The 18843-nt window shown below is 66.1% G+C and carries 18 protein-coding genes and 3 pseudogenes; 6 read left to right on the top strand and 15 right to left on the bottom strand.

What is annotated here, in order from left to right; translation table 11 throughout:
• Window positions 1–80: 80 nt before the first annotated feature.
• From H6927_14875 to H6927_14850, 6 genes and pseudogenes are all read right to left on the bottom strand, one after another.
• Window positions 81–302, bottom strand: a complete 222-nt coding sequence (locus H6927_14875) for a hypothetical protein (GenBank protein MCP5219377.1) — start codon at window positions 300–302, stop codon at window positions 81–83.
• Entirely contained in the window at window positions 295–2322 is a 2028-nt protein-coding gene (locus H6927_14870; protein MCP5219376.1) for a hypothetical protein, read from the bottom strand. The genes H6927_14875 and H6927_14870 overlap by 8 nt, the downstream gene beginning before the upstream one ends.
• Before the next feature lie 3 nt (window positions 2323–2325).
• Window positions 2326–2721 (bottom strand): hypothetical protein, encoded by a 396-nt coding sequence (locus H6927_14865; GenBank protein MCP5219375.1) that lies wholly within the window; start codon window positions 2719–2721, stop codon window positions 2326–2328.
• A complete protein-coding gene (locus H6927_14860) occupies window positions 2718–3803 on the bottom strand; it encodes a hypothetical protein (protein MCP5219374.1) in 1086 nt (361 codons plus the stop codon). Before H6927_14860 ends, H6927_14865 begins: the two co-directional genes overlap by 4 nt.
• 3 nt (window positions 3804–3806) lie before the next feature.
• Window positions 3807–5072: a hypothetical protein gene (locus H6927_14855; protein ID MCP5219373.1), complete on the bottom strand. Its 1266-nt coding sequence runs from the start codon at window positions 5070–5072 to the stop codon at window positions 3807–3809.
• A 28-nt stretch (window positions 5073–5100) separates the two neighbouring features.
• Window positions 5101–7146 (bottom strand): annotated as a pseudogene (locus tag H6927_14850) (hypothetical protein).
• 115 nt (window positions 7147–7261) lie between these two features.
• Between H6927_14850 and H6927_14845 the strand changes: the two are divergent.
• Window positions 7262–8788: an IS21 family transposase gene (locus H6927_14845; GenBank protein ID MCP5219372.1), complete on the top strand. Its 1527-nt coding sequence runs from the start codon at window positions 7262–7264 to the stop codon at window positions 8786–8788.
• Complete coding sequence (locus tag H6927_14840) at window positions 8757–9596, top strand: ATP-binding protein (GenBank protein ID MCP5219371.1); 840 nt, start codon at window positions 8757–8759, stop codon at window positions 9594–9596. Before H6927_14845 ends, H6927_14840 begins: the two co-directional genes overlap by 32 nt.
• Before the next feature lie 72 nt (window positions 9597–9668).
• Here H6927_14840 and H6927_14835 read toward each other — a convergent pair.
• The 9 genes and pseudogenes from H6927_14835 to H6927_14795 all read right to left on the bottom strand — a co-directional run bounded on the left by H6927_14835 (window position 9669) and on the right by H6927_14795 (window position 16694).
• Window positions 9669–9893 (bottom strand): annotated as a pseudogene (locus tag H6927_14835) (major capsid protein).
• Window positions 9894–9895: 2 nt separating this feature from the next.
• On the bottom strand, window positions 9896–10273 hold the full coding sequence (locus tag H6927_14830; protein MCP5219370.1) for a head decoration protein: 378 nt from the start codon (window positions 10271–10273) through the stop codon (window positions 9896–9898).
• 1 nt (window position 10274) lies between these two features.
• The gene (locus H6927_14825; protein ID MCP5219369.1) at window positions 10275–11507 is read right to left on the bottom strand and encodes a S49 family peptidase; all 1233 of its coding nucleotides are present in this window, start codon (window positions 11505–11507) and stop codon (window positions 10275–10277) included.
• A 22-nt stretch (window positions 11508–11529) separates the two neighbouring features.
• The gene (locus H6927_14820; GenBank protein MCP5219368.1) at window positions 11530–13041 is read right to left on the bottom strand and encodes a phage portal protein; all 1512 of its coding nucleotides are present in this window, start codon (window positions 13039–13041) and stop codon (window positions 11530–11532) included.
• The gene (locus tag H6927_14815; protein ID MCP5219367.1) at window positions 13041–13262 is read right to left on the bottom strand and encodes a hypothetical protein; all 222 of its coding nucleotides are present in this window, start codon (window positions 13260–13262) and stop codon (window positions 13041–13043) included. The genes H6927_14820 and H6927_14815 overlap by 1 nt, the downstream gene beginning before the upstream one ends.
• A complete protein-coding gene (locus H6927_14810) occupies window positions 13262–13654 on the bottom strand; it encodes a hypothetical protein (GenBank protein ID MCP5219366.1) in 393 nt (130 codons plus the stop codon). Before H6927_14810 ends, H6927_14815 begins: the two co-directional genes overlap by 1 nt.
• Window positions 13654–14145: a hypothetical protein gene (locus H6927_14805; GenBank protein ID MCP5219365.1), complete on the bottom strand. Its 492-nt coding sequence runs from the start codon at window positions 14143–14145 to the stop codon at window positions 13654–13656. The genes H6927_14810 and H6927_14805 overlap by 1 nt, the downstream gene beginning before the upstream one ends.
• Before the next feature lie 36 nt (window positions 14146–14181).
• Window positions 14182–16146 carry a phage terminase large subunit family protein gene (locus H6927_14800; GenBank protein ID MCP5219364.1) on the bottom strand — a complete coding sequence of 655 codons (1965 nt, stop codon included), beginning with the start codon at window positions 16144–16146 and terminating at the stop codon, window positions 14182–14184.
• Between the two features lie 2 nt (window positions 16147–16148).
• Entirely contained in the window at window positions 16149–16694 is a 546-nt protein-coding gene (locus tag H6927_14795) for an elements of external origin (protein MCP5219363.1), read from the bottom strand.
• 107 nt (window positions 16695–16801) lie between these two features.
• Here H6927_14795 and H6927_14790 point away from each other — a divergent pair, with 107 nt between their 5' ends.
• The 4 genes and pseudogenes from H6927_14790 to H6927_14775 all read left to right on the top strand — a co-directional run bounded on the left by H6927_14790 (window position 16802) and on the right by H6927_14775 (window position 18625).
• Entirely contained in the window at window positions 16802–17068 is a 267-nt protein-coding gene (locus H6927_14790) for a hypothetical protein (GenBank protein MCP5219362.1), read from the top strand.
• Window positions 17069–17144: 76 nt separating this feature from the next.
• Window positions 17145–17663, top strand: coding sequence for a DUF3489 domain-containing protein (locus tag H6927_14785; GenBank protein ID MCP5219361.1), 519 nt, complete (start codon window positions 17145–17147; stop codon window positions 17661–17663).
• Between the two features lie 136 nt (window positions 17664–17799).
• Window positions 17800–18159, top strand: a pseudogene (locus H6927_14780) (hypothetical protein).
• A 97-nt stretch (window positions 18160–18256) separates the two neighbouring features.
• Entirely contained in the window at window positions 18257–18625 is a 369-nt protein-coding gene (locus H6927_14775; GenBank protein MCP5219360.1) for a hypothetical protein, read from the top strand.
• Window positions 18626–18843: the final 218 nt, after the last annotated feature.

Below are 18843 nucleotides of genomic sequence, written 5' to 3'. Positions count from 1 at the left end.
TTTCTCCAGAAATGCGAAACCCGCCTGATGCGTCGGCATCGAGGCGGGTCTCAGGGGTGAATCGGTGAAACGGCGGTGCTTTAGATTTCGATGATCTCCAGGGTCAGACTGGGCGCGATGCCTTCGACGACGTCATCGCGCACGAACACTTTCTGGCCGACGGCCGCGTTGCCACGCGCCTTGATCAGGCCGCCACCCGGCAACGCGACGGTGACCACGCCGGAGCCGACGTCGATCGCCGTGCCCGCCTGCAGCGGCGGGTCGGGGATTAGCTGGCGGAACTGCTCGTAGAGGTTATGCATAGCCCTGCACCCCCAGCGTCTGCCAGACCTCGGGCATGCCCGCCTCGATTTGCGTCGAGCGCACGAGGCCCAGCCGGGTGACGCTGCCGTCCTGGTACTCGACGAACGCCCCCGGCTCGATGATCCCGGTCTCGGCGAGCACCGGCAGGCGCAGGCTGACCTCGGTCTGATGCCCGGTGTCGGCCAGCACGGCGATGCCACGCTGACGTGCGGCGGCGGCCTCGGTGATGAGGGCATCGACGACCATCGGTGCCAGCACGTCTCCGGCGGTACCGGCCCGCGTCACCTGCCCGAGCACGCCCACGCCCTGCCCGGACACGAACACGCGGTTGTAGGTGGGCTTCTCCAGCCAGCGCAGCGATTCGCGGGCAACGGCATCGACGGGCAGCACGAAATCAGGCGTGACGGTGTTCCATTCCCAAGGGGCAACCGGATAGCGGTGGCGCACGCGGATGCTCTGGTCGGAGGGATGCGGGATCAGGTAGCCCCCGACCGCACTGGCGATGGCGGTCAGAGCCTCGATCCACGTTCCCTGTCGGGCGAACACTCCGTCTGGGACGTTCCAGTCCGTGAGGCCCCAATCGACCGTCCAGCCCAGCGGGATGCCGTTGAGCGTGAGGACGTCGTCCATCAGCTGCCGCGCGGTGCGTGCCTCGGCGTTGCCGAAGGTCATCACCGGTGCATAGGGCGCGGCCAGCACGGCGTTGCGTCCACGACCGGAGATGCGGATGCTCGCGTCACCGAAGATGCGCTCGCGGCTGATGCTCTCAGCCAAGACGCGGAATGCCGTGCCATTGATGGTGGCGACCAGTTCGACCGGGCCGGTGGCGCTGCCGGGTGCCACCAAGCTTTCCGCCTTGGCGGGCAGTTGCGCCTCGAAGCCCCACGTCCAGGATGCGGTGTCGAGCGAGAGCGAGAGGTTGAACACCGGCACCGGCAAACCATCAGGCAGCCGGTGCAGGGTCACGTTGTTGATCACGAAGTACACCCTCCGGACGGGAACGACCACCGTCTCTCCATCCGGAGGCGGCGGGTCGGTGTGGTTTTCACAGACGAACAGCAAGTGGCCGTCCGCTGGGGGCAGCGCGGCGAACAGCAGATGCGCGCTCGGCGTGTAGCAAGGTTGCGGCGCGGGCGGTTCGGGAACCACCCAGACGCTGATCCCTGGCGGTGGCGGTACGGCTTCCTGAAACCTGCCACGCCAACCTTTCGGCGCAAGGCTGGCGCTCTGGAAGTCGGTGCCTTGATGCTGGGTGAGCAGCCGCGCGACTTGCCAGAAAGCGACTCGACCGGCGCGCTTGGTGCGATCACCATCCTGATGCCGGAAGCGCGTGGCGTCCCGCATCGGAACAGCGTTCTGGAACGAGCCCTGTCGGGCCAGTTCGCCGTGAGTGCCATCCTGGTGGGCGAACCACGTCGCCTCAATCAGACGCGTGGCCTGCTGCTGAGCCGTGCGGCGTTGCTCCGGCGCGGCCGCCAAGACCGGGGGCAATCGATGCTCGATGCCTTGTGGCGAAGCGAGCGTGCGCCGCCAGAATGTCTCCCAGCCAGCGGGCGTCGCGGCCGCATCCTGCTGGCCGTGATCCGCGCCGTCCTCCGTCTGCTGCGCCACCTGCCAGTGGTGCGAGGTCTGACCGACCGTGGGCCGTTGCGTGTGCGAGGCGTACCTGACCTCGCCGGTGAACACCACGCCGGGCAGGCTCGCGCCCGCGCCAGTCCCCACGTTCAACGGCACGCTTGGGCGCAAGACCAGCGAGCGCACCGTCAGGCCCGGCAATTCGGCCAACAGCTCGGCCCGGGCCGGGGGAATGAACTTGATCGCAATGACCGGCAGCGGCAGCGTGGCCCGTACCGTCACGTCGTCGCGCGGGGCGACGTAGTTGGCCCCGAACACCAAGTTGGCGTCGGTGGCTGCGGGTTGATCGAACAGCAGATCGACCAGAGGCGGCCCGACCGCCACGCCCGCAGTGGGCACGGGCAACGCGGCGACCAAGGTCACCTCGTTGGGAATGGCAGGCACGGCTTACCCCAGGATCGCCGACACCATCCGGGCGTCGCCGCCCAGATAGAGATTGGTGCTGGCCAGCTTCACGTCTCCGCTGCCGTCGGTGCCGCTGCAGTCCAGATCCAGGGCGTTCACCTCGTTGCCGTTCACGAGCCGCGCCCAGGTGGCGATGCCGGTCGCCGTGATCAGCCCGTCCTCCTGCTGCGTGAGCGTCAGCAGACCGCCCGAGATCGCGCCTGCGGGCTTGGTCAGCTTGATCTCAACCAGCATCGCACTGGTCGGCGTCGCGGACGGCGTTGCTGGCCTCGTCCCGCCGTAGATGCGCAATCGGGCCGGATTGGGTCCCGCGTCGAGGAAGGCCAAGGTTCCAGCGAGCCGCGCCTCGTTGTGTTCGACGGTGATGGCGACGGTCATGGCATCGGTTCTGGCTTGAGGTTGTCCGCGATCACGGCGCGGTACATCTGCTTGTAGTCGTAGCTGACCACGGTGTATCGCTGCGCCGGGTCCAGCAGTTCGAATCGGTAGTTGCCGCTGGCATCAGACCAGGTCTCGGCGACCAGGACACGGGCGTTCTCGCTGATGAGCTGCACCCGTCGCACCAGCGGCTGGTCGGGCTGCCCCTTCTCTTTCACCGTCCCGGCGATCACGCCGTGACCGCTGAAGTGAATGTCCTTGCGCGCACTGGGAAACGTGCGCAAGCGCCAGTCGTAGCCGCCATCCCGGCTCCACAACTCGCTCGATGGGCTGTTGCGGCGGATCAGGTCGACGTGGGCGTTGACGCCGATGTCGGCAGCGGGATCGGGCAACACCGAGGTCGAACCACCGGCTAGCCGCACCAGCTCGTCGTCGGCGTTCACGCCCACGGTCGCGGGAAACGCGGGCAAACCCGACGGCGTGTCACCTGCGATGGCGTGGACGCGCACCGTGGCCCCGTACAGGAACACGCCCGGAATCAGCTTGCCCCGGTAGGCCGCATCGCCGACCTGGAACATCAGCACGCCGCCGGCCTTGAACTGGATCAGGCGCGCCCACGGCACCCCATTCGCATCGAACGCGCCGACGATGACTTCGCAGCGCAGGATCATCCGCTGACCGACGTTGAAGGCCGGGGCCGCGTCGGGCATCCCGGCGACGGGTTTCGCGCCGTCATTGACGCCGCCCGTCACCGCCGCCCCGTCGCCGAAGCCGCTGTTCCAGCGGGAAACGCTCCAGGCACCGTCGAGATGTGCGAACCGGTAGCCTTCGGCTCCATTGCCCGTCGTCATCCACAGGCCGATGTGCTTGCGGGCGCTCGGGTCGGTCAGAAACTCGACATCGGCCTCGAACCAGAAATCGCCGTGTGCCGTTTCATTGAAACGCAGGATCGACTGTCCATTGGGTGCAGAGATGTCGATGGCCTGCTGCGCGCCGTTGTAGCTGGCGGACATGCTGCCGAGCACCGTGGTGTAGCCGTTCGCCGGTGCCGTGGCGAAGGTGTCGTTGAGCGGGTAGCTCACGGATCACCTCCACGGGCCGGTAATGTCAAATGCGATCTGCGCCCCCTCGGTTTCCGAGCTGTACTGCGTCCTGACCAGCAGGAACCTCTTGCCCGCCTGGCCGACGACGTTGTCGACGATGGTCTGGTCGCTGTACGGACGATCCTGTGGCATCCATAGCATCCCGGGCATCAGGCCCCGCATGTGGCCGTCCTCCTGCCGCACGTAGGTCGGCAGCAGCCACAGGCTGTAGTCCGCCCCATTCGGGAACGGCGTCGGGCCACGACCGCAGATCTGTTGGCCGTTGTTCGTGTTCAGCGACGTGGTCGCCCAGCGCACCGGGTTGCCGAGCTGGGTGTGATTGCGCAGCAGTACCTTGCCGGTGAAGTCGAGCGAAGAGACCAGGCCATAGCCACTGAACTGTCCTGGATAGCTCCAGTAATTGCTCATGCCCGAGTAGTTGTCGTCGGCGGCCAGCACCGTGGCGTAGTTGTCCCCAGGCTTGAAGCTGATGAGGTCGCCGAAGCAGTAGCAGTTGCGGCCATACCAGCCGTAGCCCGCTGCATTGGTGCAGAAGAGGAAGAACAGCCGGTCATCGCCGATGAGCACCCAGTTGCGGCTACCCCCGCCGCTGTCGCCATTGCTTTCGTACTGGCTGCTTCGGGCGTGGAACCACTTGTACCACCCCCACTGGCTGGCCGTGACCTGCTTCCAGTTCTGCGTCGGATTGTTCGGGTCGTAGGGAGCCTGCGCGCCGACGATGGTGTCGATGTCCGACAGGTCTTCGACGATGCCGACGTTGGCCCATTTCGCCCAGCCCGTCGTGTAGTTCGGCGTCTTGAGGCTGTTGTCGATCAGCAAAATGTTCTGCGGCGAAGCCGGGTTCTTGCTTCGGTACGCCGCCTTGTTCGTGCCCGAGAAGGGCTTTTCCCAGCCCAGCGGTGCGACCTTGGCGGAGAGGCTGGCGGCGGTGGTCGCGGGCGACACCGGCGTGCCGGTCACCGCGTAGGTGAAGGTGGTCGTGGTTGTCGAGATCACCCGGAACAGCCCGTTGTACTCGGGCTGATCGGCCCCCGCGATCAACACCACCTGATCGCGCAGGTAAGCGTGTCCGGAGGTGATCGTCGCCGTCGCGATGCCGTTGGCGAAGGTCAACGAGTCGATGGCTTTCAGGGCGAAGCCGTTGACGAGACAGGCATCGAGCATCGTCACCAGATCGCCCCAGTTGTTGGCGATCTGCGGCGCACCCGTCATGCCGCTGCTGAAGTATTTGACGGTCAGGTCGGTCATAGGAATTCCTGGGAGAAGGTTTCAGAAATCAGGGGGTGTCGACGTCGCCGCGAATCAGCAGCGTGAAGTTGTCGTCGGGCACGGACTCCGGCCCCTGCTGGACGGTGCGCACCACCCAGACGGGGAACTGCGCGCCGATGGTGTTGAAGCGCAGCACGTTGCCGGTGGCCCAGCCGTTGCCCCACCCGAGCGCAGGAAGATGGAAATACGGCACGCCGGTCGCCGGGTTGTTGGGGGCGCAATCGGCGCTGGTGTTGCCGGTCGCGATCACGCCGACGTTCTCGCCGATGACCTCGAACGAGGTGCTGTTGGTGAGGCGCACGATCCAGCGTTCGGTCAACGCGCCCCGGTTGGTCACGCGGATCGGGTACTGCGTGTTGTTGAAAGTGGCGGTTGCCGAGCTGCCCGACAGCGCGTCCGACCACGCGCCGCTCCAGGTCGCCTGATCGAACACGAGGCTGACGCGGGCGAACAGGTCACCGGCCACCAGAGCGCTGGAAACGAAACTGCCCGAGGCGGGATCGCCGGGGCTGGCCAGCGGGTACTCGTGGGTCAGCGCGCGGGTGAAGCTGATCTCGCCGCTGATCTGCACGTCGCGCACGACGGCCATGTCCTCGATGCGGTGCTCGATGGTCACGGGCTGGCTGTAGCCCGTCACGTTGGTGAAGGTGACAGTGCCCGCTTCCAGATCGGCGGTGTAGCCGCTGTGGATCACCGCGCCGTCGTGACCGACAACGCGCACGCGCGACAGGCGCACCCGGGCGCAATCGATGGTCTGGCCGTTGCTGACCGAGGTGGTGATCTTGCCGGTGTGGCCGACGACGGCGAAGCCACCCGGACGGAAGATCGGCACTCGCCCATCGCTGGGCAGCCGCACGGGATCGATGCCGAGCAGATCGGCATCCAGCGGCAGATAGCTGTAGGCCACTGCGCTGTAGCGCACACTGGAGGCAGCCACCGGCTCGGGCCGGAAAATCTTGCCGTCGGTACCCACGCGGTCGGCGGCGTACCACGGCTCGCTCTCGTTGCCTGCCGCCGTGACCGTCGTGCCGAAGCGCACGCGCACCAGGCCGGTCTCGTAGTCGACGCTGCCGTTGATGCCGGTCGCCTCGATCTTGCCGTCGATGCCTGCCGTCACGTTCTGCGTGCCGCCGACCGCGCGGGCGTACTGGATCGAGAGCGATCCCGGTCGCAGCGGGGCCGCGCCGGTACGGAACACGAATTCGCTGGAGATGTTCTCGCCGACCGTGGTCACGCAACTGGCGCGCGTGATCGCATTGGTCACACCCGCCGTCCAGGACGTGAGAGTGACGTCGCCCGAGAGGTAGTTGATCGTGCCGCGCGTCACCCAGCCGCTGGGCGTGAACTCGCGCAACGTGCCCTGACCATTGTCGCCCCAGGGCTGCGCGCCACTGGTCGTGAGCAGCACCGTGCCCGTTACCACCTGGGCGTTCACGCCCGGCACCAGCTTGAAGCTGGGCGCGAACTGAAATGTTTCCGTTTGATTATTGGTCGCGCCCGCGCTGTTGTAGCGCAGCTTCACGTAGCCTGATTCGTCGTTCGGGTACAGCGACGGCGCGGTGACGTAGCTGATGCCACCGTAATTGAGACGCCAGCGCCCGGTGCCGGCGATGGCCGCGCCGAGGCTGTAGTTCGGGCGTGGAATCCGGATCGTCACGTCCGGGTTGAAGATCACTTCACCGGTCGCGTAGTTGACCGTGCCGATGCTCGCGCCGTTGAGGACGACGTTGCCGCCACCATCGTCGCGGGCGATCTGCGTCGGGTCGCGCCAGATCGAGATGGCAATCCCCATCTCTTGCAACTGCGCGAAGGTGTACGCGCCCAGCCCCGCCGTGTCGGTCAGCGTGTTCCACTCGACCTCCAGCGAACCCGGTTCGATGGCACCGAGCGTCGCCGTCACCGGCAACGTCCCCGCAACATTGCGGGAGGGGTGCGCGAAGGCATCCTCCTGCTTGGGGCCCGCCACATAGCTCACGGTGATCTGGGTGCCGACCGACGGCAGCACGTTGGGCGCGAAGTCGAGGCGGTTCTGCGCGACGCTCAGGCTGCCGGTTGTTGATTCATTTCCAAAGCTGGGCCATTTCGGGACGCATTCACGTTGAAATTTGAGCCACGTTGCCGCTCTATCCTGCTGAATTTTTCAGCACGGGGGAGCAGGAGTGATCAACGTGAGCACATTGAGCAAGTTACGCCGCCTCGTGCTGAGGCAGGACGTGTCGGTGCGCGAGGCCAGCCGGCGCCTGGGCATCTCGCGCAACACAGCCACCAAGTGGCTCAAAGACGGGCAGATGGCCGAACCCCGATACCCGCAGCGGGTGTCGGGCCCCAGCATCCTGGATCCGTACAAGGAGCAGTTGAGCCAATGGCTCAAGGCCGATAGCCATCGCAGCAAACGCGATCGACGCGGGATCAAGGCCATGTTTGAGGCGCTGCGCGCGCAGGGCTACAGCGGCAGCCGAGGGCCGGTCTACGCCTTTGCCCAGCGCTGGCAGCAAGAGCAAGGCAACGCTGCGCGTGGTGCGGGGTTCGTGCCGCTGAGCTTCGAGTTGGGCGAGGCGTTCCAGTTCGACTGGAGCTGCGAGTACCTGTTCATCGGCGGGCTGCGCCGCCGCCTGGAAGTGGCACACACCAAGCTGGCGGCCAGTCGCGCCTTCTGCCTGGTGGCGTACTACAGCCAAGCGCACGAGATGCTGTTCGATGCGCACGCACGGGCGTTCGCCCTCTTCGGTGGCGTGCCCCGGCGGGGCATCTACGACAACATGAAGACCGCTGTGGACAAGGTCGGCCATGGCAAACAGCGCAGCGTCAATGCACGCTTCGAGGCGATGACCGGGCACTACCTGTTCGAGCCGGAGTTCTGCAACCGGGCCGCCGGCTGGGAGAAGGGGGTCGTGGAGAAGAACGTTCAGGATCGGCGCAAGGACATCTGGCGTGAGGCCAGCGAGCGGCGCTGGGGGACGCTTGGTGAACTCAACGACTGGTTGCAGCAGGCCTGCGTGAAGGCCTGGGCTGAGATGAGTCACCCGGAATGGACTCAGCTCACGGTGGCCGATGTCTGGCAGGACGAACGTGCTCGTCTCATGCCCAACCCCCGTGCGTTTGATGGCTACGTGGAGCAGCCGGTACGGGTCTCTGCGACCGCACTGATCCACTTCCAGCGCAACCGCTACAGCGTGCCGTGTGAATGGATTCATGCGGTGGTCAGTCTGCGGGCCTACGCGGATGGCCTGCTGGTGGTCGGGCCCGATGGGCGACAGGTGCGCCTGGCGCGCAGCTTCGAACGTGATCAGACGCTCTACGACTGGATGCATTACATCGCGCTCATCGAGCGAAAGCCCGGCGCGCTGCGCAACGGCGCGCCCTTCAAGACCATGCCCGAGCCACTGCAGGAAATGCAGCGCCAGTTGCTGCGCCACAGCGGTGGCGACAGGGTGATGGCGCAGGTGCTCATGGGGGTGAGCCTGCATGGACTGGAGGCCGTGGTGGTGGCGGTAGAGCTGGCGCTGCAGTCCGGGCGGGTGAGTGCCGAGCACGTGCTCAACGTGCTCTCGCGTCTGAAGGAGCAGCGCGTGCCCGAGCCACCGGTGGCCACGATGCTCAAGCTCAACACGCCGCCACTGGCCAACCTGCAGCGCTACGACGCACTGCGCAACGTCCAGCCTCATGAGGCATCACCGGAGTCCGACCATGCATGACGTCATTGATGCCCTCAAAGCGCTGGGCCTGCACGGCATGGCCAGTGCCTGGCCGGAGGTACTGGGCACCGCCCGCATGAAGTCGCTGGATCATGAGGCCGTGCTGCACCAGCTCATCAAGGCCGAGACCGCTCAGCGTGAGGTGCGTTCCATGGCTTACCAGATGCGCGTGGCGCGCTTCCCTTCGCACCGTGACCTCGCCGGCTTTGACTTCGCCCACGCGCAGCTCGACGAAGCACTGGTGCGCCAGTTGCACACCCTTCGCTTCGTGGAGTCGGCGCACAACGTGGTGCTGGTTGGTGGCCCCGGCACGGGTAAAACCCACCTGGCCACGAGCCTGGGGATCGAGGCCATTCGCATGCATGGCAAGCGGGTGCGCTTCTTCTCAACGGTGGAGCTGGTCAACGCCCTGGAGCTGGAGAAGGCGCAGAACAAGGCCGGGCAAATGGCGCACCGCCTGATGTACGTCGATCTGGTGATCCTGGATGAACTGGGCTACCTGCCATTCACGCAGTCGGGCGGCGCGATGCTGTTCCACCTGCTCTCCAAACTCTATGAGCGAACGAGCGTGGTGATCACCACCAACCTCACCTTCTCGGAGTGGAGCAGCGTCTTTGGAGACGCCAAGATGACCACGGCCTTGCTTGACCGGCTCACGCACCATTGCCACATCGTCGAGACGGGCAACGAGAGCTGGCGATTCAAGCACTCCAGTGCCGCTGGCGCGGCTCCCCCAAAGCAACGCCCAAAGAGCCAGAAAGGAGATCGAAAAACAGCAGACCCGATAGACTTATCCACAACCGAATAGTCAAAGAATCCATCAACCCAGTGGCTCAATATTCAACGTGATCACTGGCTCAGTTGTGCTGATGAATCAACACTTGCGCTTGCCGCGCACGCCGACCGTGCCGGGCGAACCCGGCGGCAGCGTGGGCAGCAGGTTGAGCACGCCGTTCATTTCCTCGACGACGATCTGGCGCTGACGCACCGGCTTCGCCGGCATCAGGTTCAGTTCTTCCAGACGCCCGTAGCGGTTGGGTAGGATGTTGATGGCGGCGGTCAGCGCGGCCATCGAGAAGGCGGGATTGCTGAAGGGGTTGTTCATGGTCAGGCTCCTTGGCGGACGAGCACGCCCAGCGCCTTCAGTTGCGCGATGGCGGCGAGTTTTTCGGCGTTGGTGATGGCGTCGGGCCAGGCGAGTGCGTGGTGGGCGACGATGGCGTGGCGCGCGACGACGAGGCCGTCATCGCGGTCGATCAAGGTGGCATCGCAGGCTTGCAGCAGCACGCCTGCGGCGACCTGCGTGCCGTCCTCGGCGGACGGGTCGATCTGCTTGTACTTGCCAGTGGCAGTGACGATGCCGACGACTGTGCCCAGCGGCAGGTTCTGGCCGGAAGCGACCGAGACGCGGTCGCGCGAGTAGAGGTTGGGCGCCTCGTACTTGAGCAGGTCGCCCAGGTTCAGCGGTTCGGCGAGAACGGACATTTCAGAACTCCTTCTTGGTGGACTGCGCCGCGATCTGCTTGGCGGCGTCGATCAGGGGATTGCTGGCCGCAGGGCGCGCGGCATCGGGCGCGATGCGGCTGGTGATTTCGGGACTGGCTTCGGCCTGCGCCGCGAGCAGTTGGCTGCGCACTTTCGCGGGCGAGTCGTTGGCTTCGAGGAAGCCCGCGATCAGGTCGGTGCGCCCGGCCAAGGTGCAGGTCTGAGCGATTTCGACGGCGTCGGCCACGGTCATTGCCGTGGTGGTGGCCGATTGAGAAGGACTGCCAGCAGGATCAGCAAGAGGCCGATCAGCAGCAGCGGGGTTGGTTCGATCATTCATGGAAGACTCCATCTGGTGGGTGCGAAGAAAGCCCGCTTGGCTGGCCGGAGCCACCTGTGTCGGGAGCGGGTAAAGCGATTGCGTGAGTTGTGTGAGCGCGTCGTCGAAGCCGCCGACGGCATCGGCCAGACCGGCGGCGACGGCGTTCGAGCCGAAGAACAGGCCCGCTTCGGTGGCGCGAACGGCGTCCGCGTCGAGGCCGCGATGGCGCGCGACCGTCTCGACGAACAGGTCATAGACGCGATCCACCTCGGCCTTGAGGACGGCGTGGGCCTCGTCGGAGATCGGCTCGTGCGGGTTGAGGTCGTTCTTGCGCTCGCCCGCGAACACGGCGGTGTAGCGAACGCCGTCTTTGGCGTCCTTGACGGACTGATCGACGTGCATGGCGATGACGCCAATCGAACCGACGCCGCCGGTGCGCGCGACGAACACGCGGGTGGCGGCGGACGCCAGCGCGTAGGCCGCCGAGAACGCCATGTCGTTGGCCACGGCCCAGACGGGCTTCGCTTGCGACGCCGCGCGGATGCGGTCGGCCAGATCGAACACGCCGCCCGACTCGCCGCCCGGTGAATCGATGTCGAGCAAGATCGCAGCGACCTCGGGGCTGGCCAGAGCGGCGTCCAGTTGCGCCGCGATGCCGGTGTAGCTGGCGAGACCCGATTCGGCTTCGAGGCCCGAGGTGCGGCGCACCAGCGTGCCGTAGATCGGGATGACAGCGACCTTGCCGCTGACCGGCGCCGGCGCGCGCGCCGCTGGCGTGTAGCCCACAGGCGCGGCGAGATCGGCGAGGCCGATGCGTGCGCCGAGCACGGAGAGGATGACGTCGAGTTTCGGGCGATGGATCGCCAGCGGCACGCCGAACAGGCGCGCCGCCAGATGAGGCAGCACGGTCATGTGAATCCTTCGGGGAAAGCGGTCAGGCGATGGAGTCGCCGCCGGTGGCGTCGGGCGCGACGGCGTTGCGGTTGGGTTCCGCGCTGCCGCCATCCTTCGATGTGTAGCGAGGGTCGGAATCCAAGATCAGGCCGAGGTCGTCGGCGCGCTGGTTGTCGGCGGCGATCTCGCGGTCGACGTCTTCGGCGTCGTAGCCGTTGGCCGAGATCGCTTCCGAACGGCTCATCAGGCCCGCGCGGATGGCCAGCAACATCGCCTTGAATTCCTTCTCGGGATCGACCCACTGCCAGCCCTGCGGAATCCACTTCACCTGCAGGTACTGGCGGCGACGCGCCGGCCCGCCACGCGCGAAGCCCGGCGCTTCGAGCGCACCGGCGAGCACGGCCTGCTTCATCCACGCGGCCCACACTGGGCGGCACATCTGATGCACCAGCACGCCGTGCTGCACCATCTCGCAGCGACGCCGGAACTCCAGCATCCCGGCGCGGATGGACGAGTAGTTCACGCCGGTCAAGTCGCCGGTGAGTTGCTCGTAGGTGATGCCGATGGCGGCGGCGACCGCGCGGAACTGGGTGCGCAGGAACTCGGAATACGAGCCGCCGACGTCCGCCGGATCGGAGAACTTGATGTCCTCACCCGGTTCCAGAATCTGCAGCGTTCCGGGCTCCAGCCCGGCGAGTGCGATGCCGTCGCCATCGGCCGCCCCTTCGCCCATCAGGTTGTCCTCGGGGTTCTGGCGCGTGACGAAGCCCGCGAACATCGCGGCGGTCTTCTTGCGCACCAGCTCGGCGTCGTCGTACTGGTCGAGCTCATTGAGCTTGACCAGCGCCCGCGACAGCCACGGTTCGCCCCGGATCTGGCCGGGACGCAGAACACGGAACAGGTGGATGATTTCCTTCGCATCGATGCGCACCGTGTCCATGCCGCCCTGGCCCGACATCGGGGCCAGACGCCCGTCTTCGGGGTGCGAGCGGTACAGGTGGTAGGCGACGCGCCGCCCCAGGCTGTCGAACTCGATGCCGGAGCGCACGACGTTGCCCGAGGGCAAATCGGTGTTCAGATTGATGGGCAGGTGCTCGGGCTCCAGCAACTGGAGCTGCAGCGGCACGACCAGCCCGTCTTCCGGGCGGCGCGGCCGCAACCGAATCAGGCATTCGCCGCCTTCGAGCATCGCGCGGCAGGCCAGCGCCTGCAGGCCATAGAAGTCGGTCTGCCCGGCCGCGTCGGCTTCCGCCGTCCAGTCGCGCCACAGCGCCTGCACCTCGGCCTTGAACGAGTCGTCGGGCGACAGGCTCTGCGGCTTGATGCCGGTGCCGACGGCGTTGGCAACGAAGGCTTCGATCCCGGCCTGCGCCCATGCATTGCGGCGAACGACGTCACGGCTCTTGCCACGCAGTTCCGTATTGGTCGCCAGCATCGCCGCGACCGCGCCGGGGTTGCCGGGCATCCACGCCAGCGAGCGACGGCCACGGCCCGCCGCTTCGTGAACGGGAGGCTGGCCGAAGAGGCTTCGGAGTTTCGAATACCAGGCCATCAGAACCCCTTCGAGGTCGTGACCCGGATCTGGCGCGGCGCGCCCGGCAACAGGCCTGTTTCGGCTGCCTGCTGCAGCAGTCCGCGCCTGACCTCGCGGATCGCGGCCATCAGTTCATCGACCGAGCGGTACTCGACCGTCTTGTCGCCGAAGGAGACGCGGCGTTCGCCCTTGGCGAGCGCCGTCTCCAAGGCCTGGAGTTGGGCTTCTGTGTAGGCCATCAGCGGTACACCACGAGGTTGATTTCGGAGGAGTCGTCAAAGGACGCCTGTGCGGTCGCACAGGAGATGTCGACGTACTGAGGGGTCTTCAGATCGGAACTGGCGCGCACGATGGCCACGCGCTGGGTGCCGCTGTTGGTGCTGCTGCGGGCGAGCGCCAACCAGCAGTAATTCGCGTCCGGCATCGCCACGGCGAAATGCACGCGGTAACGGCCCGCAGCGGTGCGCACGACGCTGGCGACGTTGCGCGCGCTCGCGATCACGACCTGACCATTGACGTAGCCGAAGCTGACCCACACCCGGGCGATGCCGGGATGTGTGGCGTCGATCTTGGTCTTGACCTCGAAGCCGATGCGCGCCGCCAGCGCGGCGATGCTGGACGCGAGGTTCATCAGGCCAGCGCTCCGTCGAAGATCACGACGAAGTCGGTGTCGGTGTTGCCGACATCGGCGGCAGCCACCGCACCAATGTTGGTGCGCGCCTGCAGTTGCTCAGCCACCGTCAGGGTCTGCGCCGCGTCGAAGCGCACACGCAGATTGACTGCGGCTAGGAGCGCATCCAGTCCGCTGGTGCCGTTCTGCAGCAGCTGCTGGATTTCCACCAAGGTGTCGTAGGCGGCATCCGCTCCACCCAAAATGTCGGCCTTGAGCGCATCGAGCAGCGACACGATCTTGTTCGACGAATAGGTGGTGGAGGTGGCGATCTGGTTGTCGTCGATGGCCGTCGCGGACAGCACCGCCGCCTTCAACTCGTTGATCGCCGCGACCAGACTCGACTTGTCGGTGGTGGACAGGCTGGCGAGATTGCCTGCCGTCGCCCGAACGTCGTTGAACTCCTGGGCGACCCGGATGACCAGGCTCTCGATGCGCGTGGCAAGACTCATGAAAACTCCTTTGCAGATCAGGACAACCAGCGGGGATCAGCGAAGCCATCGGCTTCGGATGACGCGCCGGCGTGATGGGGTTGCAGAAACAGCGAGGCCACCGCGTTGGGTGGCCTCGTCTGGGTCAAATGTTTGAATCGGGGGCGGCTCATCCGGTGGCCGCTCCATCCCGAGTTGGCGCTCCAGTTCCCGCCAGTGGCGCTCCTCGAAGCGATCCAGTCCCGCGCTTGACGCGGCCGCGCGGGCGTACACGTAGCAGTCGAGCGCCTCATTGCGCTCGCGCATCTTTTGCCACTCGCGCACCGGGAAGCCGTTGCGGTCGCGGCGGGTGATCAGTTGCTCGGCGCAGAGCTGCTGGATGAACTCCGCATCGATCTTGGGCAGGTGGACGAAGCCGGTCGGGTAGACCGTGGTCACGCCGTCCTCGCTGACGTCCGCGTTCTTGCGCAGGTTGTTGTAGAACTCCAACTTGGCGATGCCGACCGCCACCGTGAACACCTTGATGCCCCGGCGCAGCTTCTTGCCGCCCTGCGAGACATCGATGGCCGTTGGTGTGCCGATCAGGGCCGCGCCGCGCGGCACACCCTTGACCGCCATCACGCGCGAATCGCGGCAGGCGCGCACGAAAGCGTAGGCCTCCTGCGTCGCAAAGCCGGTGTCGAGCGCGAACCGGGCCAACGGCATCGCCGCGCCCGAGGCATGCGTCCAGTTCTCCGCAATCAACTCGGCGAGGCGCTTCCACACCGCGTCGCGGGCGGTGTCGCCCATCAGCACGCGGTGTTCCACCAGCCAGGACTCCTTGCCGCGCCCAAAGGCCCAGATCGACGCCTCGGTGCGATCCTTCTGCACGTCGGCCGCGCCCACCAGGAGCAGTCCTCCCTGCGGAACCGTGCCGATGCGGTAGTCCTCGCGGCGCTCGACCAGCCGTTGCCAGTCGGGTGCTTCGCCTTCCTCGACCCAGGTCTCACCCAGTTCGGTGTTCTTGAAGGTCTTGATAGCAGCCGCCGATCCCGATTCCTTGTTGACGGCGCTCTCCCACGCGGCGGCGATGTCACGCCAACTGCGCCAGCCCACCGGGCTGTACAGCGACGACAGGTGAAATCCCGCGGTCTTGCCGGGCCCGTCGCTGATCATCGCGCGCCACTCGCCGTGCTCCAGCATCCAGGTCTTGTGATGCTCGGCAATCGACTCGTCGCACGATTCGCAGATGTAGGCCGCCGTCTCCGGTGCGCCCTTGTCCCAGCGCAACTGCTCGAAGCGCAGCCACTGCCGGTGCGAGCAATGCGGGCACGGCACGAAGTAGCGACGCTGGTCGCTGGCCTCGTATTCGCGCTCGATGGCGCTCGCCCCGGAGATCGTCGGCGTCGACACGATGAAGATCTTGCGGCGCGCGAAGGTGCGGGTGCGCGCCTCGGCCAGCGAGATCGCGTCGCCTTCGCCCTCGACGTCCAGCGGATAGCCGTCGACCTCGTCGAGAAACAGATACCGCACCGGCATCGACCGCAGACCGACGGCGCTGTTCGCGCCCGTCATCACGAGCACGCCGCCCCGGAACTCCTTGGCGAGGATCGTGTTGCCCGAGTCGCGCGAACGCGCCGGCGCGATCAGTTCCGCCAGCGCCGCCGACTCCTCGATGAGCGGGTCGATCCGCTGCTTGGAGTTGCGCTTGGCCATCTCCACCGTCGGCCAGACCGCCATCATCGGCCCCGGCGCATGGTGGATCACGTAGCCGATCCAGTTCGAGCCCATCTCGGTCGCGCCGAGCTGGGCGGCCTTCATGAACACCACACGTTCGAGCGGCGAGGTCGGCGACAGGCAGTCCATGATCGCCTTCAGGTATGGCGTGCGGCTGGTACGCCAGCGCCCCGGCTCGGCGGATGCCTTGCTGGAAAGCATCCGGTGGCGATCCGACCATTCGGACACCGTGAGCAGAGGATCGGGCGTCAGCCCTTCGCGCCATGCGCGCTCGATCTCGGCCGCGCCTTCGTAGTCCATGTCCATCGTCAATCCACCCGAGGGCGCATCTCGCCCAGCTCCTGCAGGTGCTCACGCACCGCCGCCTCAAGGGCGATGTGCATCGTGTGCGGATCGACACCGAGCTTGGCCGCCATCTGCGCCGAGATGCGCGCGGGCCAGTTCAGCCACGCGTCGCGCTCGGAGCGCGCCAGCTTGAAGACGTGGGCGATGGCCTGCGGCCGATCCACCAGTTCGCCCTTCAGGCGGGCCAGCCGCACCTTGTTCGTCTGCGCCTTGACCACCTCGTTGACTGTGCGCGCTTGCAACAGCGACGCGCCGCCGGTAGGCAAGGCAGCCTGACCGTCGCCCACGGGCGCGGCGGTGGCGGTTTCCGGCGGCACGACGGCCTTGACGGCATGGGCGCGCGTGCCGGTGCGCGGCGCTTCGGTGTTGCGCGTCCACTCGGCGTCGGCGCGCTGCGGGTCAAGGGTTCCGTCCGACTCCGGCGTGATGCGCCCGGCAGCGATGGCCTTGCGCACAGCCGCGTCCGAAACGCCACGGTGACGCGCGTAGGCGCGAATCGAGATTCCCATCGGCACCTTCAATCATGTGTTCGTCCTTCGTCGAGAAAGAGCTTGGCTTCCATCGGGAACAGCGCGTTCATCACGTCACGCCATCAATCACGTCGAAAGGACAAACGATGAACAACCCAGCCCCCGACACCCTTGCAGTCAAGCTCGCCGAAGCCGCAATGACGGTCTTGGTGCGCGCCTGCCGCGACGAGGTCGCCTCCGCCAGCAATGCCGAACTCGAAGCTGCATGCGCTTCGATGCGCACACGAGCCAAGTCGGTCGTCAATCAACTGCTGGATGACGCTCGGGACGCACCCTGGATCGCGGAAACCGCGTTCCATGCCGCGGCCCTTGAACTGGCCGAAGCGGGCATCTCGTCGCTCCGCAGGCGTTGAAGCAGAAAGAGCTTGGCTTCACCGGCGAACAGCGCGTTCATCACGATCCCAATCAACCACTGCAAAGGAACTGACCATGAGCACCATCCAACTGACCCCGGCCCAGCACGCCATCCTCGCCAAGGCCATCCACTCCAGCGACGGCAAGATCGATTGGTTCCCCGATAACGTCAAAGGCGGCGCGCGCAAGAAAGTGCTGGAGAGCATGTTCAACCGCGCCCTCATCACGCCTGACGGCGAGGGCTGGCGCATTGCCGCCGAGGGTTACGACGCGCTGGGCATGCCGCGCCCCGGCGTCCAGCAGCCGACGCCACAGTTCGACGCCGAACTGGAGCAGGACGTCGCTGCCGCCGAAGCCACGTGGAAGCAGGAGGCCAAGGCCACGCCGCGCACCCGCGAGAACAGCAAGCAGGCCGAGGTCATCCGGATGCTCAAGCGCCCCGAGGGCGCGACCATCCGCCAGATCTGCGATATCACCGGCTGGCAGGCGCACACGGTGCGCGGCACCTTCGCCGGGGCCTTCAAGAAAAAACTCGGACTCGCCATCGTCTCGGACAAGGCCGAGGGCGGCGAGCGCGTGTATCGGATTGCGTGATCAGCGCCGGGGTGCCGGCCCTGCCTGCCCCCCCGAAACATCCATCGCCACCACCCTTGAAAACGCTTGGCTTCCCTGTCGAACAGCGCGTTCATGCTGATGTCGTGATTGACGACGCATACCAAGGAGAACAGCTATGAGCACCATGACCATCACCATCGAACGCACCCCTTGCACTCTGCGGATTGGCACAAACACCATCGAGGTCGAGGAGTTGAGCATCCGCCTGCCGTTCGCACGCAAACCCGCCGATCTCGGCGAGGTCGCTGGCAGGGAACAGACCAAGGTCTACATCACCGAGACCAAGGAACTGACCCCGGCCGAGTTCGACGCCTTTGCCAGCAGCTTGTTGGTATCGCGCGATTGGTTGCGCGGCAAAGGCGGCGGCACCGGCGACGGCTAGCTCTGCGTCGAGGTCAAGGCGCCGGGTCGCCCCTATCTGTACATCAACCCGGAGGGCGGCGATTACGCCCGCTACGTGGCCCGCCTCGGGTAATCGAAAAGATCGAGAAAGAAGCCAGGAACAACTTGGCTTCTCAATCGAACAGCGCGTTACTACGTGTGTCGCAACGATCAACCGCAAGGAGCCCACGATGAACAACACCAACCAGATCCCCGCCACCCGGAACGACGCCTGGGGCTTTTGGGGAACGATGAACGAGAACGCCGCCGCAGCCTGGCCGACGGCTATGACCGCGATCTCGGATGCCACGCACCAACCCCTCGACTCGGTCCGGGCCTTCCTCGACAGCCGGCACGGACGCCACTTCGCGGACGATGTCCTGAACCAGATGCACGCAGGCCGCGCCCTGGCGGACGCGATCCACGCCGCCACCGAGCAGTGGATGGGCTGGAAGATCGGACGCCAGACCAGCAAAGACTACGGCATCCCGCGCGGCCTGCCTTACCTGACGGGCTTCGTGATTCACTGCGAGATCGTCGAAGAAGAACTCGCCGCCTGAGGAGAACGACATGGCCGCAGTCACCACCAACCTGACCATCGAAGCCAACTACGACAAGTTCGTCGCCGAACTGACTGCGCTCACCCGCAAGTATGGTGTGGCAATCCAGTCAGTCGGCGGCGTCATCCTTGCCGACCACGCCGACGAATTCCGCAACGTCACTTACGTTGCGGATATCAGCAGCGGCGACCTCTACCCGAGTTTGCCCGAGTCCTGAC

The sequence above is a fragment of the Burkholderiaceae bacterium genome (genome assembly GCA_024235995.1).
Lineage (GTDB): Bacteria > Pseudomonadota > Gammaproteobacteria > Burkholderiales > Burkholderiaceae_C > Ottowia.
This window is presented reverse-complemented; position numbering and strand designations above follow the sequence as displayed.

Bases quoted from the DNA above. Each gene is read 5' to 3' on its own strand.
- H6927_14875 (MCP5219377.1), bottom strand. From the start codon at position 302: ATGCATAACCTCTACGAGCAGTTCCGCCAGCTAATCCCCGACCCGCCG.
- H6927_14865 (MCP5219375.1), bottom strand. From the start codon at position 2,721: ATGACCGTCGCCATCACCGTCGAACACAACGAGGCGCGGCTCGCTGGA.
- H6927_14855 (MCP5219373.1), bottom strand. From the start codon at position 5,072: ATGACCGACCTGACCGTCAAATACTTCAGCAGCGGCATGACGGGTGCG.
- H6927_14840 (MCP5219371.1), top strand. From the start codon at position 8,757: ATGAGGCATCACCGGAGTCCGACCATGCATGACGTCATTGATGCCCTC.
- H6927_14830 (MCP5219370.1), bottom strand. From the start codon at position 10,273: ATGTCCGTTCTCGCCGAACCGCTGAACCTGGGCGACCTGCTCAAGTAC.
- H6927_14825 (MCP5219369.1), bottom strand. From the start codon at position 11,507: ATGACCGTGCTGCCTCATCTGGCGGCGCGCCTGTTCGGCGTGCCGCTG.
- H6927_14820 (MCP5219368.1), bottom strand. From the start codon at position 13,041: ATGGCCTGGTATTCGAAACTCCGAAGCCTCTTCGGCCAGCCTCCCGTT.
- H6927_14815 (MCP5219367.1), bottom strand. From the start codon at position 13,262: ATGGCCTACACAGAAGCCCAACTCCAGGCCTTGGAGACGGCGCTCGCC.
- H6927_14810 (MCP5219366.1), bottom strand. From the start codon at position 13,654: ATGAACCTCGCGTCCAGCATCGCCGCGCTGGCGGCGCGCATCGGCTTC.
- H6927_14805 (MCP5219365.1), bottom strand. From the start codon at position 14,145: ATGAGTCTTGCCACGCGCATCGAGAGCCTGGTCATCCGGGTCGCCCAG.
- H6927_14800 (MCP5219364.1), bottom strand. From the start codon at position 16,146: ATGGACATGGACTACGAAGGCGCGGCCGAGATCGAGCGCGCATGGCGC.
- H6927_14795 (MCP5219363.1), bottom strand. From the start codon at position 16,694: ATGGGAATCTCGATTCGCGCCTACGCGCGTCACCGTGGCGTTTCGGAC.
- H6927_14790 (MCP5219362.1), top strand. From the start codon at position 16,802: ATGAACAACCCAGCCCCCGACACCCTTGCAGTCAAGCTCGCCGAAGCC.
- H6927_14785 (MCP5219361.1), top strand. From the start codon at position 17,145: ATGAGCACCATCCAACTGACCCCGGCCCAGCACGCCATCCTCGCCAAG.
- H6927_14775 (MCP5219360.1), top strand. From the start codon at position 18,257: ATGAACAACACCAACCAGATCCCCGCCACCCGGAACGACGCCTGGGGC.